18 protein-coding genes, 1 tRNA gene, 1 pseudogene and 1 other annotated feature are annotated in these 16335 nt (G+C 50.1%); of the genes and pseudogenes, 6 read left to right on the plus strand and 14 right to left on the minus strand.

The features are described from left to right. Window positions 1-18 precede the first annotated feature (18 nt). Window positions 19-1377 (plus strand): transposase, encoded by a 1359-nt coding sequence (locus tag ACL02P_RS09725; protein WP_103110947.1) that lies wholly within the window; start codon window positions 19-21, stop codon window positions 1375-1377. On the opposite strand, the gene ACL02P_RS09730 is transcribed toward ACL02P_RS09725, so the two are convergent. Then, window positions 1340-2260 (minus strand): hypothetical protein, encoded by a 921-nt coding sequence (locus ACL02P_RS09730; protein WP_412837189.1) that lies wholly within the window; start codon window positions 2258-2260, stop codon window positions 1340-1342. The two genes, ACL02P_RS09725 and ACL02P_RS09730, sit on opposite strands and share 38 nt — an antisense overlap. 381 nt (window positions 2261-2641) lie before the next feature. Here ACL02P_RS09730 and ACL02P_RS09735 point away from each other — a divergent pair, with 381 nt between their 5' ends. Further along, window positions 2642-3790, plus strand: coding sequence for an ISL3 family transposase (locus tag ACL02P_RS09735; RefSeq protein WP_412837322.1), 1149 nt, complete (start codon window positions 2642-2644; stop codon window positions 3788-3790). A 101-nt stretch (window positions 3791-3891) separates the two neighbouring features. On the opposite strand, the gene ACL02P_RS09740 is transcribed toward ACL02P_RS09735, so the two are convergent. Continuing rightward, window positions 3892-4137, minus strand: a complete 246-nt coding sequence (locus ACL02P_RS09740) for a hypothetical protein (protein WP_412837190.1) — start codon at window positions 4135-4137, stop codon at window positions 3892-3894. 188 nt (window positions 4138-4325) lie between these two features. Between ACL02P_RS09740 and ACL02P_RS09745 the strand changes: the two genes are divergently transcribed. Beyond that, on the plus strand, window positions 4326-4580 hold the full coding sequence (locus tag ACL02P_RS09745; protein ID WP_412837191.1) for a hypothetical protein: 255 nt from the start codon (window positions 4326-4328) through the stop codon (window positions 4578-4580). Window positions 4581-4669: 89 nt separating this feature from the next. Here the strand turns inward: ACL02P_RS09745 and racE are convergent, their stop codons facing one another. The 4 genes from racE to ACL02P_RS09765 form a co-directional block, all read right to left on the minus strand. After that, entirely contained in the window at window positions 4670-5488 is an 819-nt protein-coding gene (gene racE / locus ACL02P_RS09750) for a glutamate racemase (RefSeq protein ID WP_009222725.1), read from the minus strand. Between the two features lie 178 nt (window positions 5489-5666). Continuing rightward, window positions 5667-6107, minus strand: coding sequence for a YtxH domain-containing protein (locus ACL02P_RS09755; protein ID WP_009222724.1), 441 nt, complete (start codon window positions 6105-6107; stop codon window positions 5667-5669). Window positions 6108-6226: 119 nt separating this feature from the next. Then, window positions 6227-6646, minus strand: coding sequence for a DUF86 domain-containing protein (locus ACL02P_RS09760; RefSeq protein ID WP_009222723.1), 420 nt, complete (start codon window positions 6644-6646; stop codon window positions 6227-6229). 24 nt (window positions 6647-6670) lie between these two features. Then, the gene (locus ACL02P_RS09765; RefSeq protein WP_339301927.1) at window positions 6671-6958 is read right to left on the minus strand and encodes a Dabb family protein; all 288 of its coding nucleotides are present in this window, start codon (window positions 6956-6958) and stop codon (window positions 6671-6673) included. Window positions 6959-7123: 165 nt separating this feature from the next. Between ACL02P_RS09765 and ACL02P_RS09770 the strand changes: the two genes are divergently transcribed. Continuing rightward, window positions 7124-7432 (plus strand): hypothetical protein, encoded by a 309-nt coding sequence (locus ACL02P_RS09770; RefSeq protein WP_323076201.1) that lies wholly within the window; start codon window positions 7124-7126, stop codon window positions 7430-7432. Between the two features lie 160 nt (window positions 7433-7592). Here ACL02P_RS09770 and ACL02P_RS09775 read toward each other — a convergent pair whose 3' ends face one another. After that, window positions 7593-8762: a DDE-type integrase/transposase/recombinase gene (locus ACL02P_RS09775; protein ID WP_412837192.1), complete on the minus strand. Its 1170-nt coding sequence runs from the start codon at window positions 8760-8762 to the stop codon at window positions 7593-7595. 126 nt (window positions 8763-8888) lie between these two features. Between ACL02P_RS09775 and ACL02P_RS09780 the strand changes: the two genes are divergently transcribed. Next, window positions 8889-8964, plus strand: a tRNA-Ala gene (locus tag ACL02P_RS09780). A gap of 157 nt (window positions 8965-9121) precedes the next feature. On the opposite strand, the gene ACL02P_RS09785 is transcribed toward ACL02P_RS09780, so the two are convergent. From ACL02P_RS09785 to ACL02P_RS09800, 4 genes and pseudogenes are all read right to left on the minus strand, one after another. After that, window positions 9122-10048 (minus strand): VOC family protein, encoded by a 927-nt coding sequence (locus ACL02P_RS09785; RefSeq protein WP_412837193.1) that lies wholly within the window; start codon window positions 10046-10048, stop codon window positions 9122-9124. Between the two features lie 536 nt (window positions 10049-10584). Next, on the minus strand, window positions 10585-11238 hold the full coding sequence (locus tag ACL02P_RS09790) for a transcriptional regulator (RefSeq protein ID WP_036646488.1): 654 nt from the start codon (window positions 11236-11238) through the stop codon (window positions 10585-10587). Between the two features lie 207 nt (window positions 11239-11445). Next, complete coding sequence (locus ACL02P_RS09795) at window positions 11446-11769, minus strand: hypothetical protein (RefSeq protein WP_323076199.1); 324 nt, start codon at window positions 11767-11769, stop codon at window positions 11446-11448. A gap of 20 nt (window positions 11770-11789) precedes the next feature. Further along, window positions 11790-13196, minus strand: a pseudogene (locus ACL02P_RS09800) (spore germination protein). Continuing rightward, window positions 13191-13412: a binding site (T-box leader), on the plus strand. (Overlaps the previous pseudogene by 6 nt.) A 43-nt stretch (window positions 13413-13455) precedes the next feature. Here ACL02P_RS09800 and ACL02P_RS09805 point away from each other — a divergent pair. Continuing rightward, window positions 13456-15321 (plus strand): arginine--tRNA ligase, encoded by a 1866-nt coding sequence (locus ACL02P_RS09805; protein WP_036646481.1) that lies wholly within the window; start codon window positions 13456-13458, stop codon window positions 15319-15321. A 95-nt stretch (window positions 15322-15416) separates the two neighbouring features. Here the strand turns inward: ACL02P_RS09805 and ACL02P_RS09810 are convergent, their stop codons facing one another. From ACL02P_RS09810 to ACL02P_RS09820, 3 genes are read right to left on the minus strand one after another with little or no spacing between them, the layout of a single operon-like run. Further along, window positions 15417-15674 carry a hypothetical protein gene (locus ACL02P_RS09810; RefSeq protein ID WP_050769827.1) on the minus strand — a complete coding sequence of 86 codons (258 nt, stop codon included), beginning with the start codon at window positions 15672-15674 and terminating at the stop codon, window positions 15417-15419. Next, a complete protein-coding gene (locus ACL02P_RS09815; RefSeq protein WP_412837194.1) occupies window positions 15650-16150 on the minus strand; it encodes a hypothetical protein in 501 nt (166 codons plus the stop codon). The genes ACL02P_RS09810 and ACL02P_RS09815 overlap by 25 nt, the downstream gene beginning before the upstream one ends. After that, window positions 16147-16329: a hypothetical protein gene (locus ACL02P_RS09820; RefSeq protein ID WP_260070007.1), complete on the minus strand. Its 183-nt coding sequence runs from the start codon at window positions 16327-16329 to the stop codon at window positions 16147-16149. Before ACL02P_RS09820 ends, ACL02P_RS09815 begins: the two co-directional genes overlap by 4 nt. Between the last annotated feature and the right edge of the window lie 6 nt (window positions 16330-16335).

Genomic DNA, 16335 nt, shown 5'->3' on the forward strand with positions numbered 1-16335 from the left:
AGAAAGGTGCGTAACTCTATGGTACAACACAACTTCCTGTCTGAAAAGGGCCAAGAACGAATCTCGACTTTATTTTCCGCTTTGCAAATCGGACAACTGTTGCGCAAAGCCGGCATTTCCAAGTCGTTCGGATTGTCCAGTCTTGCCATCTTTCAGCTGATCTTTACGCTCGTGTTTGAAGGGCGCAATTGGTTTCGTCTTCTGCATAGCGACCGCCGCCAGTCGTTGCCTGGCAAAGATGTAGTCTATCGATTCTTAAACCATCCACGCTTTGCCTGGCGACGATTTTTGCATGCCTTGAGTCTGAAGGTCGTTCAGCATTTTGATTCCTTAACCTCTTCGTCCCGCGTTCGGACGTTCATCATTGATGATTCGGTTCTTCGCAGGGATCGCAGCAAGAAAGCCGAGTTGCTTGCCCGCATCTTCGATCATACGACGGGGAGATATGCTCGCGGCTACAACATGCTCACGCTCGGATGGTCGGATGGCTTCAGCTTTGCGCCCATCGATTTTGTCATGCTCAGCTCGGCCAAGCTGACGAATCGCTTTTGCGAGATGAAGGAACGTCTGTCCAAGCGTACCCAAGGCTACAAACGCCGCATCGAGGCGCTTTCACGCAAACCGGATGCCGTGGCGGCTCTGCTTGATCGAGCGATTCAGGCTGGATTTAGCGCTGACTTTGTCCTGATGGACAGTTGGTTTACCCAAGCGCCTCTGTTGCGTGAACTGATGGCGAAAGGTCTGCATGTCATTGGGATGGTCAAGGCGATGAAACAACGATACCGGTTCGACGGAAAAAGCCTGACGCTCCATGAACTGTATGCCCTTTTGCCAAAGCAGAAAAACAAAGAAATCCTTGGCTCGGTCATCGTTCAAACCGCCTGCGGTTTGCCGATCAAATTGGTCTTTGTACAAAACCGCCATCGGCGGCGGGATTGGCTGGTTCTGCTTAGCACCGATTTGACGTTGGAAGAGGCTGAGATCGTTCGCATCTACGGCATGCGTTGGAGCATTGAGACGTTCTTCAAATTTGCCAAATCGTACCTGAAGCTGGGAACGGAGTTTCAAGGTCGTTCGTTTGATATGCTCATCAGCCACACCACGATCGTGTTTACCCGTTATCTCGTAATGGAATGGGAACGCCGTCACAACAACGACGCGCGGTCGTTGGGCGGTCTGTTTTTCCTGTTTTCCGACGAAGTTCGAGACCTGGATCTCAAAACGGCTTTGCAGCATCTGATCGCATTTTTCATGGCGTTCACGGAAGCAAAATCCAAACGGGATCAGTCTGCCGTTGTATGTCAACTCCAGCAATGGATTGCGAGTTTGCCCAATTATATCAAGGCTTTGTTCGGAAAATTAAGCTGCGAAAGTTGAGTTTTTTAATTAAATTTGGTAAGTAATCCTTATATAAATGTTGCATGCGGTCCTCAAGTTTTTTTCTCATTCGTTCCGTATTTCCTTGATAAACAAGAGATGATGCAAGATTGGAGTCTCCTCTTGGCAAAGCAATATCGTATGGGTTATCAGCTTCTTCTGCTAAAAGATTTGTAAATATGCCCCTGCCTAGATGAGTGGACCATTTATATTCTTCCAATTTGATAGCGTAAACCAGATCATCCGGATTTGAAGAATTCCTTAGTTGCTTCAAAAACTCTCTTTTTAATTTACTGAAGTATGCCCTGTAACTTTGTCCCGACATGGCTTTGCCATCCCGATTTACAAATAACGCATCAGATCCATCCACAGGAGTATAATTTTCAATGTGGTTTCGATACAACTGTTGTAGCCAGTCTTGAATTGGAAATACGATTTGTCTTCTTGGTTTTTTAACGCCACTTGCACCGGCACTATCTTTAATATCTGTTCTCAAGTTTCTTTTTTGTAGACGAACCACTAAACCAAACTCTCCGAAAGAACCGATAGAATTTACATCGGATCTTCGAATGTTCACAAGCTCACCTTGTCTAATTCCACCAAAGCACTGCATATAAATCCCCAAAGCAATGGGATTCGCGATCTTCACAGCCAACTCGATCAAAGGCAAAATATATCGTTCAGGTAAATCATGAGCTATATGGCCTTGCCTATTTCTCGGCATAACGACCCCTTTGAATGGGGAAACCGTATATTTTTGATTCGATTTGCCGTAAAGGATCTTCTTTTTAAAGGCACTTTCGTCAACATGCTCCAACAGTTTTTTCTTCGCTAAGAACTCAAAAAATAGAGTTAAGGTTCTTTCCGCCTTTCTAACCGTCATTCTTGATTTTTCTTTTCTCGTCAAATTGTTCAAGAACTCTGTGGCATGAGAAAAGCGTAGTTCTTTTAAAGAAGTAAGTTTGTATTTCATACGATTTTCAATAAGTATGTAATTTAAGAAAGCGCAGAGGTAATTAGCATGTAGTCTCTGAGAATTGTAAGCTCTGTATTTCCAGTAATGAAAAATGCTTCCTCGCTATAGTTCATGGCTAATGTCTGCTTAATAGAAATTTAGTCAATACTGCTCTGTAAGATGATTAATAGGGCGGGATGACTAGTGTGGACTACATTAAGCAGTAGTGACAATATGATTTCAGAGATGTTCAAAGTGGCGTTACAGTTGGAAGAACCATGGAAATTGACGCATGTTGAGTTTGACGATATGGATCAAGCTTGGCACCTGTTTATCGACTTTGCACGAGGAGCAACCTTCGCTTGTCCCTTATGCGGGATCGCTTGTAAAGCATATGACTCCGAGAAGAAGACCTGGCGACACTTGGACTTCTGGAATTGGAAAACATATATGCACGCCAGAATGCCACGAGTAAAATGCAAGGCGTGTAACAAGATAACGCAAGTATCGGTGAAGTGGGCCAGACCGCTTTCTCATTTCACTTTGCTCTTTGAAGCATGGGCGATGCGATTGATGGCGGAAATGCCCGTCAATGCGGCAGCCCGTGAGCTGAGAGAACATGACACACGGATGTGGCGCATCTTCCATCACTACGTCGATAAAGCGATGGCAGAGCTTGATATATCCAAGGTGAAACGGATTGCGATTGACGAGACGTCATCTAGGCGAGGGCACCGCTACATTACCCTGTTTGTTGATGTTGATCGCAAAACCGTGCTGTTTGCAACTGAAGGCAAAGGAATGGATACGTTGGAGCGCTTTAAGTCGTATCTGACAACAAAAGGTGCTGCCGCGCAGCAGATTGAAGAAGTATGCTGCGATATGTCACCCGCCTTTATTCGAGGGATTGAGGAATATTTCCCTGATGCCGAGATCACCTTTGACAAATTTCATGTGATGAAGCTGGTGGGCGAAGCCCTAGATGAGGTTCGAATTCAAGAGCAGAAGCAAATGCCAGAACTGAAGCGAACGAAATACATCTGGTTGAAGAACGAAGCAAACCTCAAAGCGGAGCAGAAAGAAACCTTACTGCGCCTAAAGGACAGCAACCTGCAGACTGGGCGGGCTTACCGTCTTAAGCTGGCCTTACAGGATCTCTGGACTACCCCGCATATTTTGGCGGATGTGTATTTGCGGGAATGGATCGGCTGGGCCACTCGATCAAAGCTCTCGCCCATGATTAGCTTAGCCAAGACGATCAAGCAACATGAGGAAGGCATATTACGCTGGTTCCACAGCAAGATGACGAACGGTTTGCTCGAAGGTATTAATAGTCTGGTGCAAGCAGCCAAACGGCGAGCCAGAGGTTACCGCAACGTAGAAAATCTGATCGCCATGGTCTACATGACCGCGAATAAGCTCCGACTTCCAACGCTCGGAGCACGCCGAGCTCAATAACCCTTACCGCCTTAATACCACGCTTCAGAGATTGAAACAGCGGTCAAGTGCTCTTCATGAGGGCTGTTTCAATCTCTGAAATTCTCTTAGAGGCGGAAGGGTTATAAAACTAATATTTGCGCCTCTACCCACCCAGTAGAGCGAAGAGCCTGAAAAATAAATTCCGTAAGAGGATGAACAGATAGTCTGCCGTTCATTTTATTTTGCAAAACGATCACAGCATGCCTATTAACGACAGGCTCGCTATCACGATGCCTTTTCCACAACTCAATTCCTACACTCTGCACACCAAAACGCAACTCATCAATTCTTCTGGAGAAAGGCACGATTGAACCACTATGGTCCATTTTATAACCCCCGAATCTATTTCAGCTTACAATTATGCTCATAGATTATCAATGACAACAAAAATGTTACCATATCTATGTTATCGTGTTAATACATCAATAATGCTCATAAAGAAAATACGATAAAAACAGTATAAACCCTCGATAAATCAAGGGTTTATACTGTTTATTAATGCACACATAAAATTATGCTCATAGTTTTACAGATACTGCTCGATCTGTGCGTCGTGCACGATTGCTCCAAGCTGAAGCTGCTCCTGTTATTTCCAACCGTATTGTTTGGAGGTCATACGAAGCTCTCCTTCGTAACGATGCTGAAGGGCCAAAACATTACGATTTCCAGCTCTCTGCCGCGCCTTGCTTTAGGTGACGGGGAGCACGTGGCAACCACGCCGCTTCGCGCTTCCTTGGAACCCGGCTCCATTCGGATCATTCGCCCGTAACGGGAACGGTACAGCGTGACGAACTATGACGTGGTTCAAAAAAACCTTTGGGCGGGATTTTTAAGCTCCCCCAAAGGTTTTTTGATTGTTTACCTCACCGGGCTGGATACCTGCCAAACGATGGGACTCAGCTCGACTTGCTCGCCCAACCACTGTCTGGCGATCTTGCGGAACATTTCGGCATCCCCGCTGCAGAAGAACTGATGCACGGGAGTACCGTTGCCGCGAGCTAAGCACCCCCGTTGATGCAGGATGGTGCTGATTTCGCGGGCGGTTTCATCCGCAGAACTGATTAACTTCACGTTCGGCCCCATGACACGTTGGATGGGGTCCTTCAAGAACGGATAATGGGTACAGCCTAGAATCAAGCAGTCCATAGGCTGCTTCTTCATCTCCCGAAGAGATCTCTCGACCACATGCAGCGCTTCCTTCGTTTCATACAACCCATGCTCTACCAACGGAACAAATTCAGGACAAGCTTCGCTGACGATTTCGGTTTGCGGATTCAACTCACGTAACGCCACCGTATAGGCCCCGCTTCGGATCGTACCCACCGTCCCGATGACGCCAACCTTTCCGGTCTTCGTCTCGCTGATCGCTGCCCGTGCACCAGGATGAATGACGCCAATTACAGGGATATCAACCTTGGCCTTGATGAAATCGAGTGCAGCCGCTGTTGCAGTGTTGCAGGCAATGACAATCATTTTCGGATGGAACTGGATTAAATAATCGACGATTTGCTCGGTAAACAAGCGGACTTCCTCGGGCGACCTTGGACCGTAAGGAGCCCGGGCCGTATCGCCGAAGTAAATGATTTTCTCTCTGGGAAGCTGCCTCATCACTTCCTTGCAGACGGTGAGGCCTCCCACTCCCGAGTCTAATATGGCGATGGCTTGCTGCACGAACATACCGCTTCCTTTATGTTTAGTGTAAAATCCTTCTCATTACTTTATGACTTCGCACCACAGAGGGTACCTAAATCTTAACTCAATTTGTAGTGCAAGAAAACCCGCAAGGGCGGAGAAAACGGGAAAAAGACCCGGGAGCGGGTCTTTTTCGGGCGATCGCTGTGGACAGCCGATCAAATTATTGGCCTTCCTCGTTGTCGGAAGTTGCCGCCGCTTCCAAAGCTGCAGCCACCGGTTCACCGGCTTCCGTCGTTTCTTCTTCCGATACGACGCCAAGGGCCACTGTCTCTTCTTCGGCCGCAGTCTCCTCATCCTCATCTGCAAATTCGGAGACTTGAGCAATTACCTCATCTTCATCGGTGGTCTTTTCGGAACGACGGCTTTGGATTTCACTGATCAGCACTTCAGCGGCTTCCTTCACCTTACCGACAAGAACGGTGCTTTGCTCCGAGACTTTCTCGGCAGCCTCTTGCGTCTTCTCTCCGACTTGACGAGCCCCGTTGGCAATATCCTTACGCAGCTCTTTCCCGGCTTTAGGGGCAAATAACAGCGCCGTTACCGCACCGGCAACCGTGCCGATGGCTGCCCCCCATATCCAACCTTTGTTTCCTTTGCTCACGACTCATCTCTCCTTTTTGGCTTTCTCCGCGAATGCCCATATCGATAATGTATTATAAGCAGCAATGGTCTGTCCGGTCACACTTGTAAGGAATAATTTTTGGGCTTGTCCGTCTTAGATTAGACGCCTTCCTGATCCAAATACTTCAGCACATTTGCCGAAAAATCCTGCAAAGCCTCGGGCAGCCGCCCCCTTAGTCCTTCGACCTCTTGGCGATCCCAAGCAAAATATTCCTGAACTAACGGTTTCCGCAGCCGAACCAGCTCGATGAGCGTAGCGTGCAGCTTCGCATCAATTACGGTTTCATCCAAGAGGATGTCAACAATGTCTTCATAGCTGCTGGCGTCACGCATGATAAACCCGTCGATTAAATAGCTGCCGACGTCCGTCACGATTTCCAGAGCCAAATGCAACGCCCGCTCCTCCGCATAACGCCCCAGCAGGGATGAGCTTGCCTCCGCCGATTCACGAAGGGCTTGCAGCAATTCCGGCAGCATGTCCAGTCTGCGTTCGATTTGTTCCCGGTTTACATAATACACGGGGGTTCCCTCCTTCGGTCCAGCCTAAAATTCGAAATCGACTGCGACCTGGCTCTCACGTACTTCGTTCATGTGCTCAATCACTTTCTTGTGCTCCGGATGAACTTGATATCCTTCCAAATCCACAAGCGAATCAAAGGTAGCAATGAGCGCAATGTCATAGGAACGGGGGGAACGGATCACGTCGGTGCCAACCTCAAGGCTTCTGAGCTGCTCCACTTTGCCCTGCATGCCGCGCAGCACTTCAACCGTACGTGCCACAATTTCCGGGGATGCATCCTTCAATTTAAACAATACGATATGCTTGATCATAGTTCATCCTTCTCCTTATTAACGATTCCGTATCTCATTTCAGCATAACATAAAGGGTATCCGCCGGAAAGTAAGCCCCACCCGAAACTCTATCAATCTAGCTTCATATGATATATTGTCTCATTTACTAGAGACGAGAATCAGAGGGAAAAGAGGTGAATCGCAATGACCCTCCTGCGCTTTCTGCTAAATGAACCGCTGCGAAGGCGAATTCGCCTGCTGCAAGCGGAACTCGAGCTGCTAGCCAGCCGGGTGGAGCATCTGGAGCAGGCGCTTGAGGCCGCCTCCTTCCCGGATTCGGCGACCCGGCAGCAAATGAAAGCCTCGATCGGACTCAGCATCACTATTGAGACGACGGGCTCCGTCATACAAGGCACATTGGTCACCGTGCATAACGATGCCCTAGAAATGATCGATGAGTCAGGTCGGCAGGTGATCGTCCCGGTCGCCAAAATCACGAGCATCAAATTGTAAACCGCGTGAAACCGGCGTGGTCCTCCCATTCGGTAACCGGGATGGCTGGATGGGAGGAGGAACACATTTTTTTCGCTGAAGGGATACGTGTCAACTCATATAAAAATGTTACCGAAGGATAATGGTTCACTCACGTAATTTTGTTACCCAGTGGAGGCTGTTACATAGCCTCCACTGGGCGCGTAGCGGAGGCAGGCGTCACGGGTTGGGAAAGCAGCGCTTCCAACTGATTGTGTAATGCAAGCGGATCTTGGGAAGTCTGATACGCCTGTAACCGTTGGGTTTGTTCTGGTCGTAGCACGCCCAATTCGATTAACCGGGCAACGGGTGTTTTGGCCGTGTCGAATGTTTTCTTTACACGAGCCCCGCGACGCTCCTTGCCGATCAGCTTGCGAGTGGGCAAGCAGCAATTGAAGTACCGATCATGCAGAGCATAGATGGAGTTGAGCCACTCCACCTGTTGCGTGCGGTCATAGCGTTCGTAGCCGACCAGCTGGCGGACGAGAAAGCCGTTTTTCTGCTCCACGTGAGCATTGTCGTTTTTGCGATAAGGGCGGCTGCGCGTGAAACGAATGTTGTTCGAAGCGCAGAAGGTTTTCAAATGGGCGTTTAAAAACTCTTGGCCGTTGTCACTGTGGATCCCCCAAGGCTGCATGGGCCACTCCGCGATGATGTGCTTGAGCTCACGAAGCACGGCAAGTTGGGATTTGCCGAGCAGCGCGCGTCTGCGGGTGTAGCCGGAGACCACGTCGGTCACAGTCAGCGTATAGGCGAAGTGGCCGAGCGACGATCCGCCGTTGTGTTCGACCAAATCGATTTCCAGCGCGCCCGGACGCGTTTCATCCCAATCGTAGGCGATCATGGGCACTTGTGAACGGAGTTCGGCGAGCGGCTTTCGCTTGTTGACAGCTGGTCTGGCTTTTGGACAACGAAGTGTGGATAACCTGCGCGCCAATGTCGGGCGGCTGATCTTTTGCAACTGCGATATGATAAGGTCGGTAAGGTGCAGGTGACCGTGCCGGGCAAGGCTCTGGGCTGTATCGAGCAGAACAGGATGCAGTCGCTCGGCACAAGGATAATCCAGGGCTTCCCAAACGCGCTCAATGACGGGCATCGCCTCCTGGTAAGCTAATGGCCGATTACGTTTCGATTTCGCTGGTGTCAGCGCAGGAGGGTTCGTGAGAGCGCGGATAGCATGCTTCCGATGGCAACCCAGCACCTTCACGGCGTTGTCAAGGATTGCAGATTTCTCATTTCGCGATTTCGCTCTCATGTATTGATCAGCCAAGGTACGGATTACTTCACGTCGTGTTTTCATGCTCAGTTTCAAAACACATCCCTTCGGTAACATTTCGATGTGAGTGAACCGATGCCTCTTTAGTAACATTTTAACTGAGTGATCGCGGGATATTGACAGCTTGACTACGTTTTTATACAATAAAGAAGTCGCTCATACGGGGCCTTAGCTCAGCTGGGAGAGCGCATCGCTGGCAGCGATGAGGTCAGGGGTTCGATCCCCCTAGGCTCCACCATACATACAAATATAACAGTCCATTCGGGGCTGTTTTTTTTAATTCTGTGGCGAAAAACGCCCTGAGGATCCTGATTCACGATCAGGAATCCCGGGGCGTTTTTTTCCTCACTCCGTACGAAAGCGTGTTAGCGATTACCGCGCCATTGCCATAGAGTTTACTTCCCCTCAAAAGCCCGTTGCAACTCCGAGAGGTCAAACTTCTTCATCTTCAGAAACGCCTGCGTCACTCGATTCCGTTGTTCCAAGGTTCCCTGGGTCAGCATCTCATCCAAGGCGGACGGAGTGATTTGCCACGAGAGGCCATACCGGTCTTTGAGCCAACCGCATTGTTCGGCCTCAGGAACGGCGGAGAGACTTTCCCAATAATGATCAATTTCCTCCTGCGTGTCGCAATTCACCAAGAAGGAAATGGCTTCGTTGAAGACGAACCCATGAGCGTGCGCACTGTCCATCGCTGCAAACCAGGTATTCTCCAGCATAAAATCGGTGAACATGACCGCCCCTTCCCGGTCCGGTTCTTGTCCGGGGCTATACTTCACGATCGTGCCCGGTTTCGCATTCCGGAAGACGGAGAGATAAAATTCACGTGCTTCTTCCGCTTTGCCACAGTTATCCTCTGTGAACATCATGGACGGAACAATCGGTGGACGCGGCTCCCCCTCCGGATTCGTTAACATCAGCTGCCACGTAACCCCGTACTTGTCCTGAATCCAGCCATACCACTCGCTGAAGGGGTATCGATCCAACGGCATGAGCGCAGTCCCGCCGTCAGACAGCTTGTTCCACACTTCATTCAGCATTTCTCTGGCGTTAGGGTCTCTAGAAGGGTTGAAATTGACGATGCACGAGATCGAAGGATTTAGCTTGAAGTACGGTCCAGCCGAAATCGCCATAAACGGAAAACCCCAAACGGTAAACGAAACCATTTCGGAATCACCCGAAGGGGTATCGTTTAGCGTCGTAACCCCCGTGATTCGGGACTCCGGAAATACGGAGCAATAGAACTCTGCGGCCTCCTTCGCCTGTTTATCGAACCATAGATGCAAGCTGATGGATGTACTCACCTTTTTCCTCCTCTGCATGAATAAGGATATTCTTCTTCATTCTAACATAGTTCATTCCCCTTGGCCTGCGGGTGCTGATGAGTGCTATGAGTGCCTAGAGGTGACTTTGAGTGCCTGCGGGAGCATCCTTTACCTCCTAGTGCTTGCGGGTGCTTTCTTTTACCCCCGTGGGTCTGCGAATCCCCTCCGATTAACCGCTAACGCTTGCCACAGATCTTATTTGCTCCAAAAAGGACACTTTGCGATTCTAACGCTTACTACAGAGCTTATTCCTCTGTTTCCCCCCTATTTTTCTCGATTTTCACCTTAATAGAGTGTCTCATCGTCGTTAGAATTTTTTCGAGAGCAAATTTGCCTTAATAGCGTTGCTCACAAGCGTTAGAGTTAGTGTTATGTTAGCACCAGTAATCGCATTAGCACCAGCAACAGCATCCATATCAACAACAGCATTCGCACCAACAATAGATTCCACACCAGCAACAGCCTCAGCACCAGAAGTGGATTTAGAGCTAGCCTTAGCCCCAGTTACATCCTGCCATCCGAGCGCCTTGCCCCTAACGCGCGTTCGGAAGCCGGAACGTTCGATACCGTTGTCTCCCGCCTACGACCTCCAGCAACTTTCGATTGTGCATAGCATGTAGAATTGCTCGTGTATGCTGCTTGGATAGACTGAGATGATCCGCGAGCTCTGCCGGCGTAAAGGGGCGCATCAGTCGTCTGGCAAACCTTAAGGTTTCCGCTTCGGCCCAATGAAGGTTAGAAGGTACGGCGTTGGACAGGAACTTACCAACAAAGGATAAGACCAGCTGCTTGCAAACTCCCGGGTCTTCCCGAATGGATAGATAGGCAATCGGTAGGAACAACCAATCGTCTAACGCCAGCAGAGCTTGCTTCATACACAAATCCTTAAACCGCCCGGCCTCGATATCCCGAGCATGGCTTCGATAATCCTGAATCTCGATACATCCTTTGGCGTTGCCCGGTCGATAGGCCAAATCGAGATAGCGGAAGCCATTATTAAAGTCGCGAACCTCATACTCAGGATAGAGATCATTGAGGTTTCCAATGGCGGGATACCAAATGTACCGCAGAAAATCCGTTGTCCCCCGGCTTAATCCCTTTTTGAGAAACTCCTTTCTTCTTGGGTTGGTCTCCTCGTCGATCTGCCGTTCCAGCCACTCCAAGTAAACATCATCGAACTCACTCATCATGCACACTCCCTTTCCGAGTCAATAAAAAAACCGCCCCGTTCCCCCTTGCTCCAAGAGCAAGTCAGATCGAAGCGGTATGTGCTTCATACCGAAACATTCATTATGAAAAATAATGTATCACAAGACATATCTTCAAGCAAGTCGTTGCCCGAATTCATCTCGCAGCATGTCCATGCAAAGACATCTTCACCAAATTCCGTGGCCTCATCCAGGAATAAAATTTGCAGATGGGACATATACAATTTCCGCGACGACATGCCCACCGTTTTTTCGCACAGCTTCACTAATGGAATCGGCACGTACCGAGAATACGAACGTAGGCGTACGCTCGCTCGATTGCTTCCGCGACATCTGATTTGGATTCACGACCTGGAAGCTGACCTCGTAAAGGTCATCCGCTTTATCGATCCCCATGGCTAGCACGATCGAAAGTTCATTTAATTCATTGCGGTTCCAATAACCTGACAGCAGCAGGATCATCGCGAGGGATATGGGGACAAGAACAAATCGCTTTACCTGTCGGTACACAGGGATCATCTCCTTGATTTCTACGGTCCTTTAGCTCCAGGTTGGTAGGGAAAGCGGAGGATGGCATCCGATTGCTTCCGTGCCTTGTAGGGAGCGACGGGCGATAAATAAGGAACGCCAAAGGAGTGGAGCCCGCTTAAATACACGACAAGCACAATAAAAGCGACGGTCAGCCCATAAATCCCCAGGGTTGAAGCAATCGCCATGAACCCGAAACGCAGCATCCGGATCGGGATCGACATGGAATAGAACGGAATGGCGAAACTGGATATGGCCGTAATCGCTACGACAACCACCATAACGGTAGAGACGATGCCCGCTTCGACCGCCGCTTGTCCTATGACGATAGAACCCACGATGGACACAGCTTGACCAATCGTTCTCGGTATCCGCAGCCCGGCTTCCCGCAAAATCTCAAAAACGACTTCCATGATCAACGCTTCAAGGAAAGCTGGAAAAGGGCCCCCTTCACGTTGGGCCATTAAGCTCAATAACAATACCGTCGGAATTAAGATACGACTGATAATTATCCTCGGCGGACTGAAGAAAGTCGACGAATAAGGTTGGGGCAAGGAGAACGAATGGCGTTCCGTCAATAAAGATGGCAATTCGGCCTTCCATTACGCCCGTTGCGATCGTATCTGGACGATCGGTGTTGTACAGCATAGGAAAAATCGTAAGCTTGTTATCCTGATTCAGAACTTCTTCAATATATTCACCCTCCAGCACGCGATCCACCAGGAGGTTGTTTAGTTTTTCAGTCAACTTACTTACGATCTGTTGATCCGCTAATCCGTGCATGTACATGATAGCTAGCTCTGTTTTGGTTTTATCGCCTCCGTGAATGCGTCCTGAGGCCCCCGAATATTTGGATAGGCCTTCGATTCGGAAATCGCGCGTTCCTCTAACCCGGGAATTGAGACAATCAAACCATCCATATACCCATCGATCAGGATCAGCGCACCGCCAGACAACAATCCGTTGCACGCATCCTCATAGGTGGTCACTGAGCTAACGCCGCCGACGTTGACGACCTTGTCCTTAACCTGAGTTGGCGTCATCTCCCCGTCTGAGGAGGTCTTCAGAATCGGGCGAATCACATCCTGTTGCAAGAGTTGATTGTCGATAAGTCCTTCGATGTAAACGATAGCGAGTTGCGTACAGTCCGCCGGCAAAAGCTGACGGAACACGACATCCGAACTGTTCCCGAGAAGCTCGCGAAGACCTTCCAGGTTTTGCTGCAGTTGTTTCGATAAACTCGTCCGGTTGTTGCATGTCGCTAGCCCCTTTGTTCTGATGGAAGTAGTAAGAGTATGACCAAAATTTTCTTCTCCTACTCTAGAAGTCGGGCTCGTGGGTTGATATTGGGGAAGTCCAGGATTGACATTCCAAATTAAGCGGATATAATAATACAAAATATCCCACATTCGACGATTGGGAGAGTAGCTGGCTGTTCTAGTCCAAGCGAGCCGGGAGGGTGGAAACCGGTACAGGGCTTCCAGTGAAACGGACCCATGAGAATGGTTGCTGAACGTGAGTCGAGTAAGCAGCCACGGCCCAAGACCGTTATCCTTCAGAGTGGTTAAACATGAAGTTTAACAACAAGAGTGGTACCGCGAGCGCGTAATGCCTTCGTCTCTTTGATGAGATGAAGGCTTATTTTTTTGCCAGGGAGGAGTGGATTTTATGATCAGCAGTTGGATGAAAAAATATCTTGAATTGTCCGTACGACAAGTCCTTTCAAGGCTTGGCCACAGCACCGAGGAGCTCCCGGACATTGTGATCGAGCGGCCCGCCCGTGCGGAACACGGGGATTATTCGACCAACATCGCGATGCAGCTGGCCAAAACGCTGCGTCAACCACCGCTGCATATTGCCGCACAACTGAAGAATGAATTGGAACAAACCGGCCGGATGGAGGGGCTATTCCACCAGATCGAAACCGCGCCGCCGGGCTTTCTGAACTTCCGCCTGGATTGGAACGAATGGGCCCGCAAGGATTTTCAACTTCCGCGGGCAGTTCGCGAAAAGGTCGTGATCGAACATACTTCCATCAATCCGAACAAATCCGCTCATATCGGTCATCTAAGAAACGCCTGTATCGGCGACTCGCTGGCGCGGCTGCTCAAGAGGGCCGGATACCAAATCGAAGTGCATAATTACATCGACGATCTGGGTAATCAGTTGGCAGACACCGTCGTTGGGCTGCTGAATGTGGATCATCAGGCTGCCCACGTGAGATTCGGCGATTTCTGTTGGGACATCTATTCCCGGGTTAACAAGGAATACGATGATCAACCGTCGCTGTTGGAGCAGAGAACGAAGGTGCTGCAGGCGCTGGAAGCTGGAGACGGGAACCTGGCTTGGGTTGGCTTGCTTACGGCAGAGCGTATCGTGCGGGAGCATCTGGAGGAAATGAAGGCGTTTGGGATTGATTATGATTTGTTGGTCTGGGAGAGCAACATTGTCCGGCAAGGGTTCTGGGACACGGCCTTCCGTTTGTTGCAGCAGACCGCACTCTTCCATAAGGAAACGTCCGGTAAGCTGGAGGGCTGCTGGGTCCTGAAGCAACCTGCAGCAGAAGATGTGGAGTCTGAAGCCGAGCATCAGGCCGATAAGGTGCTCGTTCGGTCCAACGGAATTTTGACGTATACGGCCAAGGATATCGCCTATCATCTTTGGAAGTTCGGTTTGCTGGGGAACGATTTCAGGTACAAACCGTTTGCAGATGGGCTCTGGACAACCAGTGCAGAAGGTGTCGCCGCCGATTACGGCAAGGCAGATCTCGTCGTCAACGTGATCGACCACAGGCAAGCGTATCCGCAGGCGATGGTGAAGCAAGCGCTGGAGGCGTTAGGCTTCACAGCCCAAGCGGAGAAGCTGCGCCACGTCGGTTACGGCGTCGTATCGCTAAGCCCTGGCGCAGCCCGGGAGCTTGGCCTCGACACCTCGGACGGCAAAGCCTCGTACGCTATGTCCGGCAGACAAGGGATCGGCATCAAAGTGTCCGATTTGCTGGACCTTATGGAAGCGCAAATCGAAGCCAAGCGGTCCGATTCCGAAGGGTTGTCCAGCCGGCTGATCGCAGCAGCGGCGATCCGTTATTATCTGCTGCGATTCGCCTTGCCGACTGAAGTAGTATTCGACATTCAGCAGGCCACGGAAACCACCGGCAACACCGGCGTTTATCTGATGTACGCGCATGCCCGGGCCGCCAGCATCTTAGCCAAAGCCCAAGCCGACGGGCTCCCTCGGATGGAGTCGCTGCCGGAGGACATCGCACCGCAGGAACGTGCCGAACACGCCCTGCTGAGGCAAATCGCAGCATGGCCGGATACGCTGAGCACTGCGTGTGAGGAACTTTCTCCTACACCGATCTGCCATTTCGCGTATGAGCTCGCCACCTTGTTTAATCATTTTTATACCGCCTGTCCGATCCTAAAAGCCGAGCCCGAGCGGCAACCCTACCGTCTGTGGCTTACTGCGAAATTTAAGGAGACCATCGCGGAGGCGCTGGATGTCATCGGATTGCCGGCTCCGGATCGCATGTAAGCAAGGCAAGTGTTTCGCCAAGCAAAAAAGAGGCGCGACCGGATCAACCGGCCGCGCCTCTTGCATGGGCGTTCTAACCGCCACTCGTGCAACGATCAAACGTTTAGTTCTCTTTTGCGATAAGCCGCATAAGTGACAACAACCAGCACCGCCACCAGGAGGAGGGATAGCGCGACAATCCCCGCATGAAGGCCTTCTCCGTTTAAGATACGCTCATAGCTGAAGTATTTGAAGGGAGAGAGCACGTTCAGTGCGTTTAGCTGATCTGTCAAGTCCGTAAGTTTGGAAATCGCAAAGCTTCCCAGCAGGACCGCGTGAATCGCGACCGTCAGCTCAATATACAAAAACAGCATGGCAAAAAATCCACTGATCTGCGTGACTTCAAAAGAGCCGAATACTTGCTCATTCCGCTGACAACTAGCAAGAACATGCATACGCTCCGGATGATCAAGCCTCTAAGGTAGGCCTTAAGTGCGAAATATTTGAAGGGCGAGATGAAGCGGATCATCTCTTTGTCCTCCCCGCTTGCGAGCAAGGCGCCGATCAGATACAATCCGATGACCACGCCCAGCGATAACGGAAGGACGCTCCGGAGTTTGGCAAAAAACACGGACGACGCCATACCAATCGCCAAAAACATCAACTGAACAAAAAATAACGTCATATGGATCAGCAGAAACAGCTTTTGGCTGAAATCCTCCGTTTTGACTCCGTTTGCGATGAGAAACGCTGCTGCATAGAAGACGATATTCGTCGCGATCAGGAGGAGCATCGCAGCCAACAGCTTGGAGCTGACGATCTTGGCCCGCGGTAATCCTATCCAAATCAATGCCTAACATCGCTTGAACGGATTCCGGATAACTGCCAAAGCAGCTTTTTGAAATCTTCGGCATCGCTCGCTAAGCTGGGATAAATCGATAAGTAGAGGGCGGCCAAGGCGATCATCTCCAAGGTCCAGACGAAGGCCGATTTCCTCAGCGACTTCAACTCATGCATGACCATATTCATGACGGC

Origin of the sequence: Paenibacillus sp. MB22_1, assembly GCF_047200555.1 — a bacterium.
GTDB classification, from domain to species: domain Bacteria; phylum Bacillota; class Bacilli; order Paenibacillales; family Paenibacillaceae; genus Fontibacillus; species Fontibacillus phoenicis.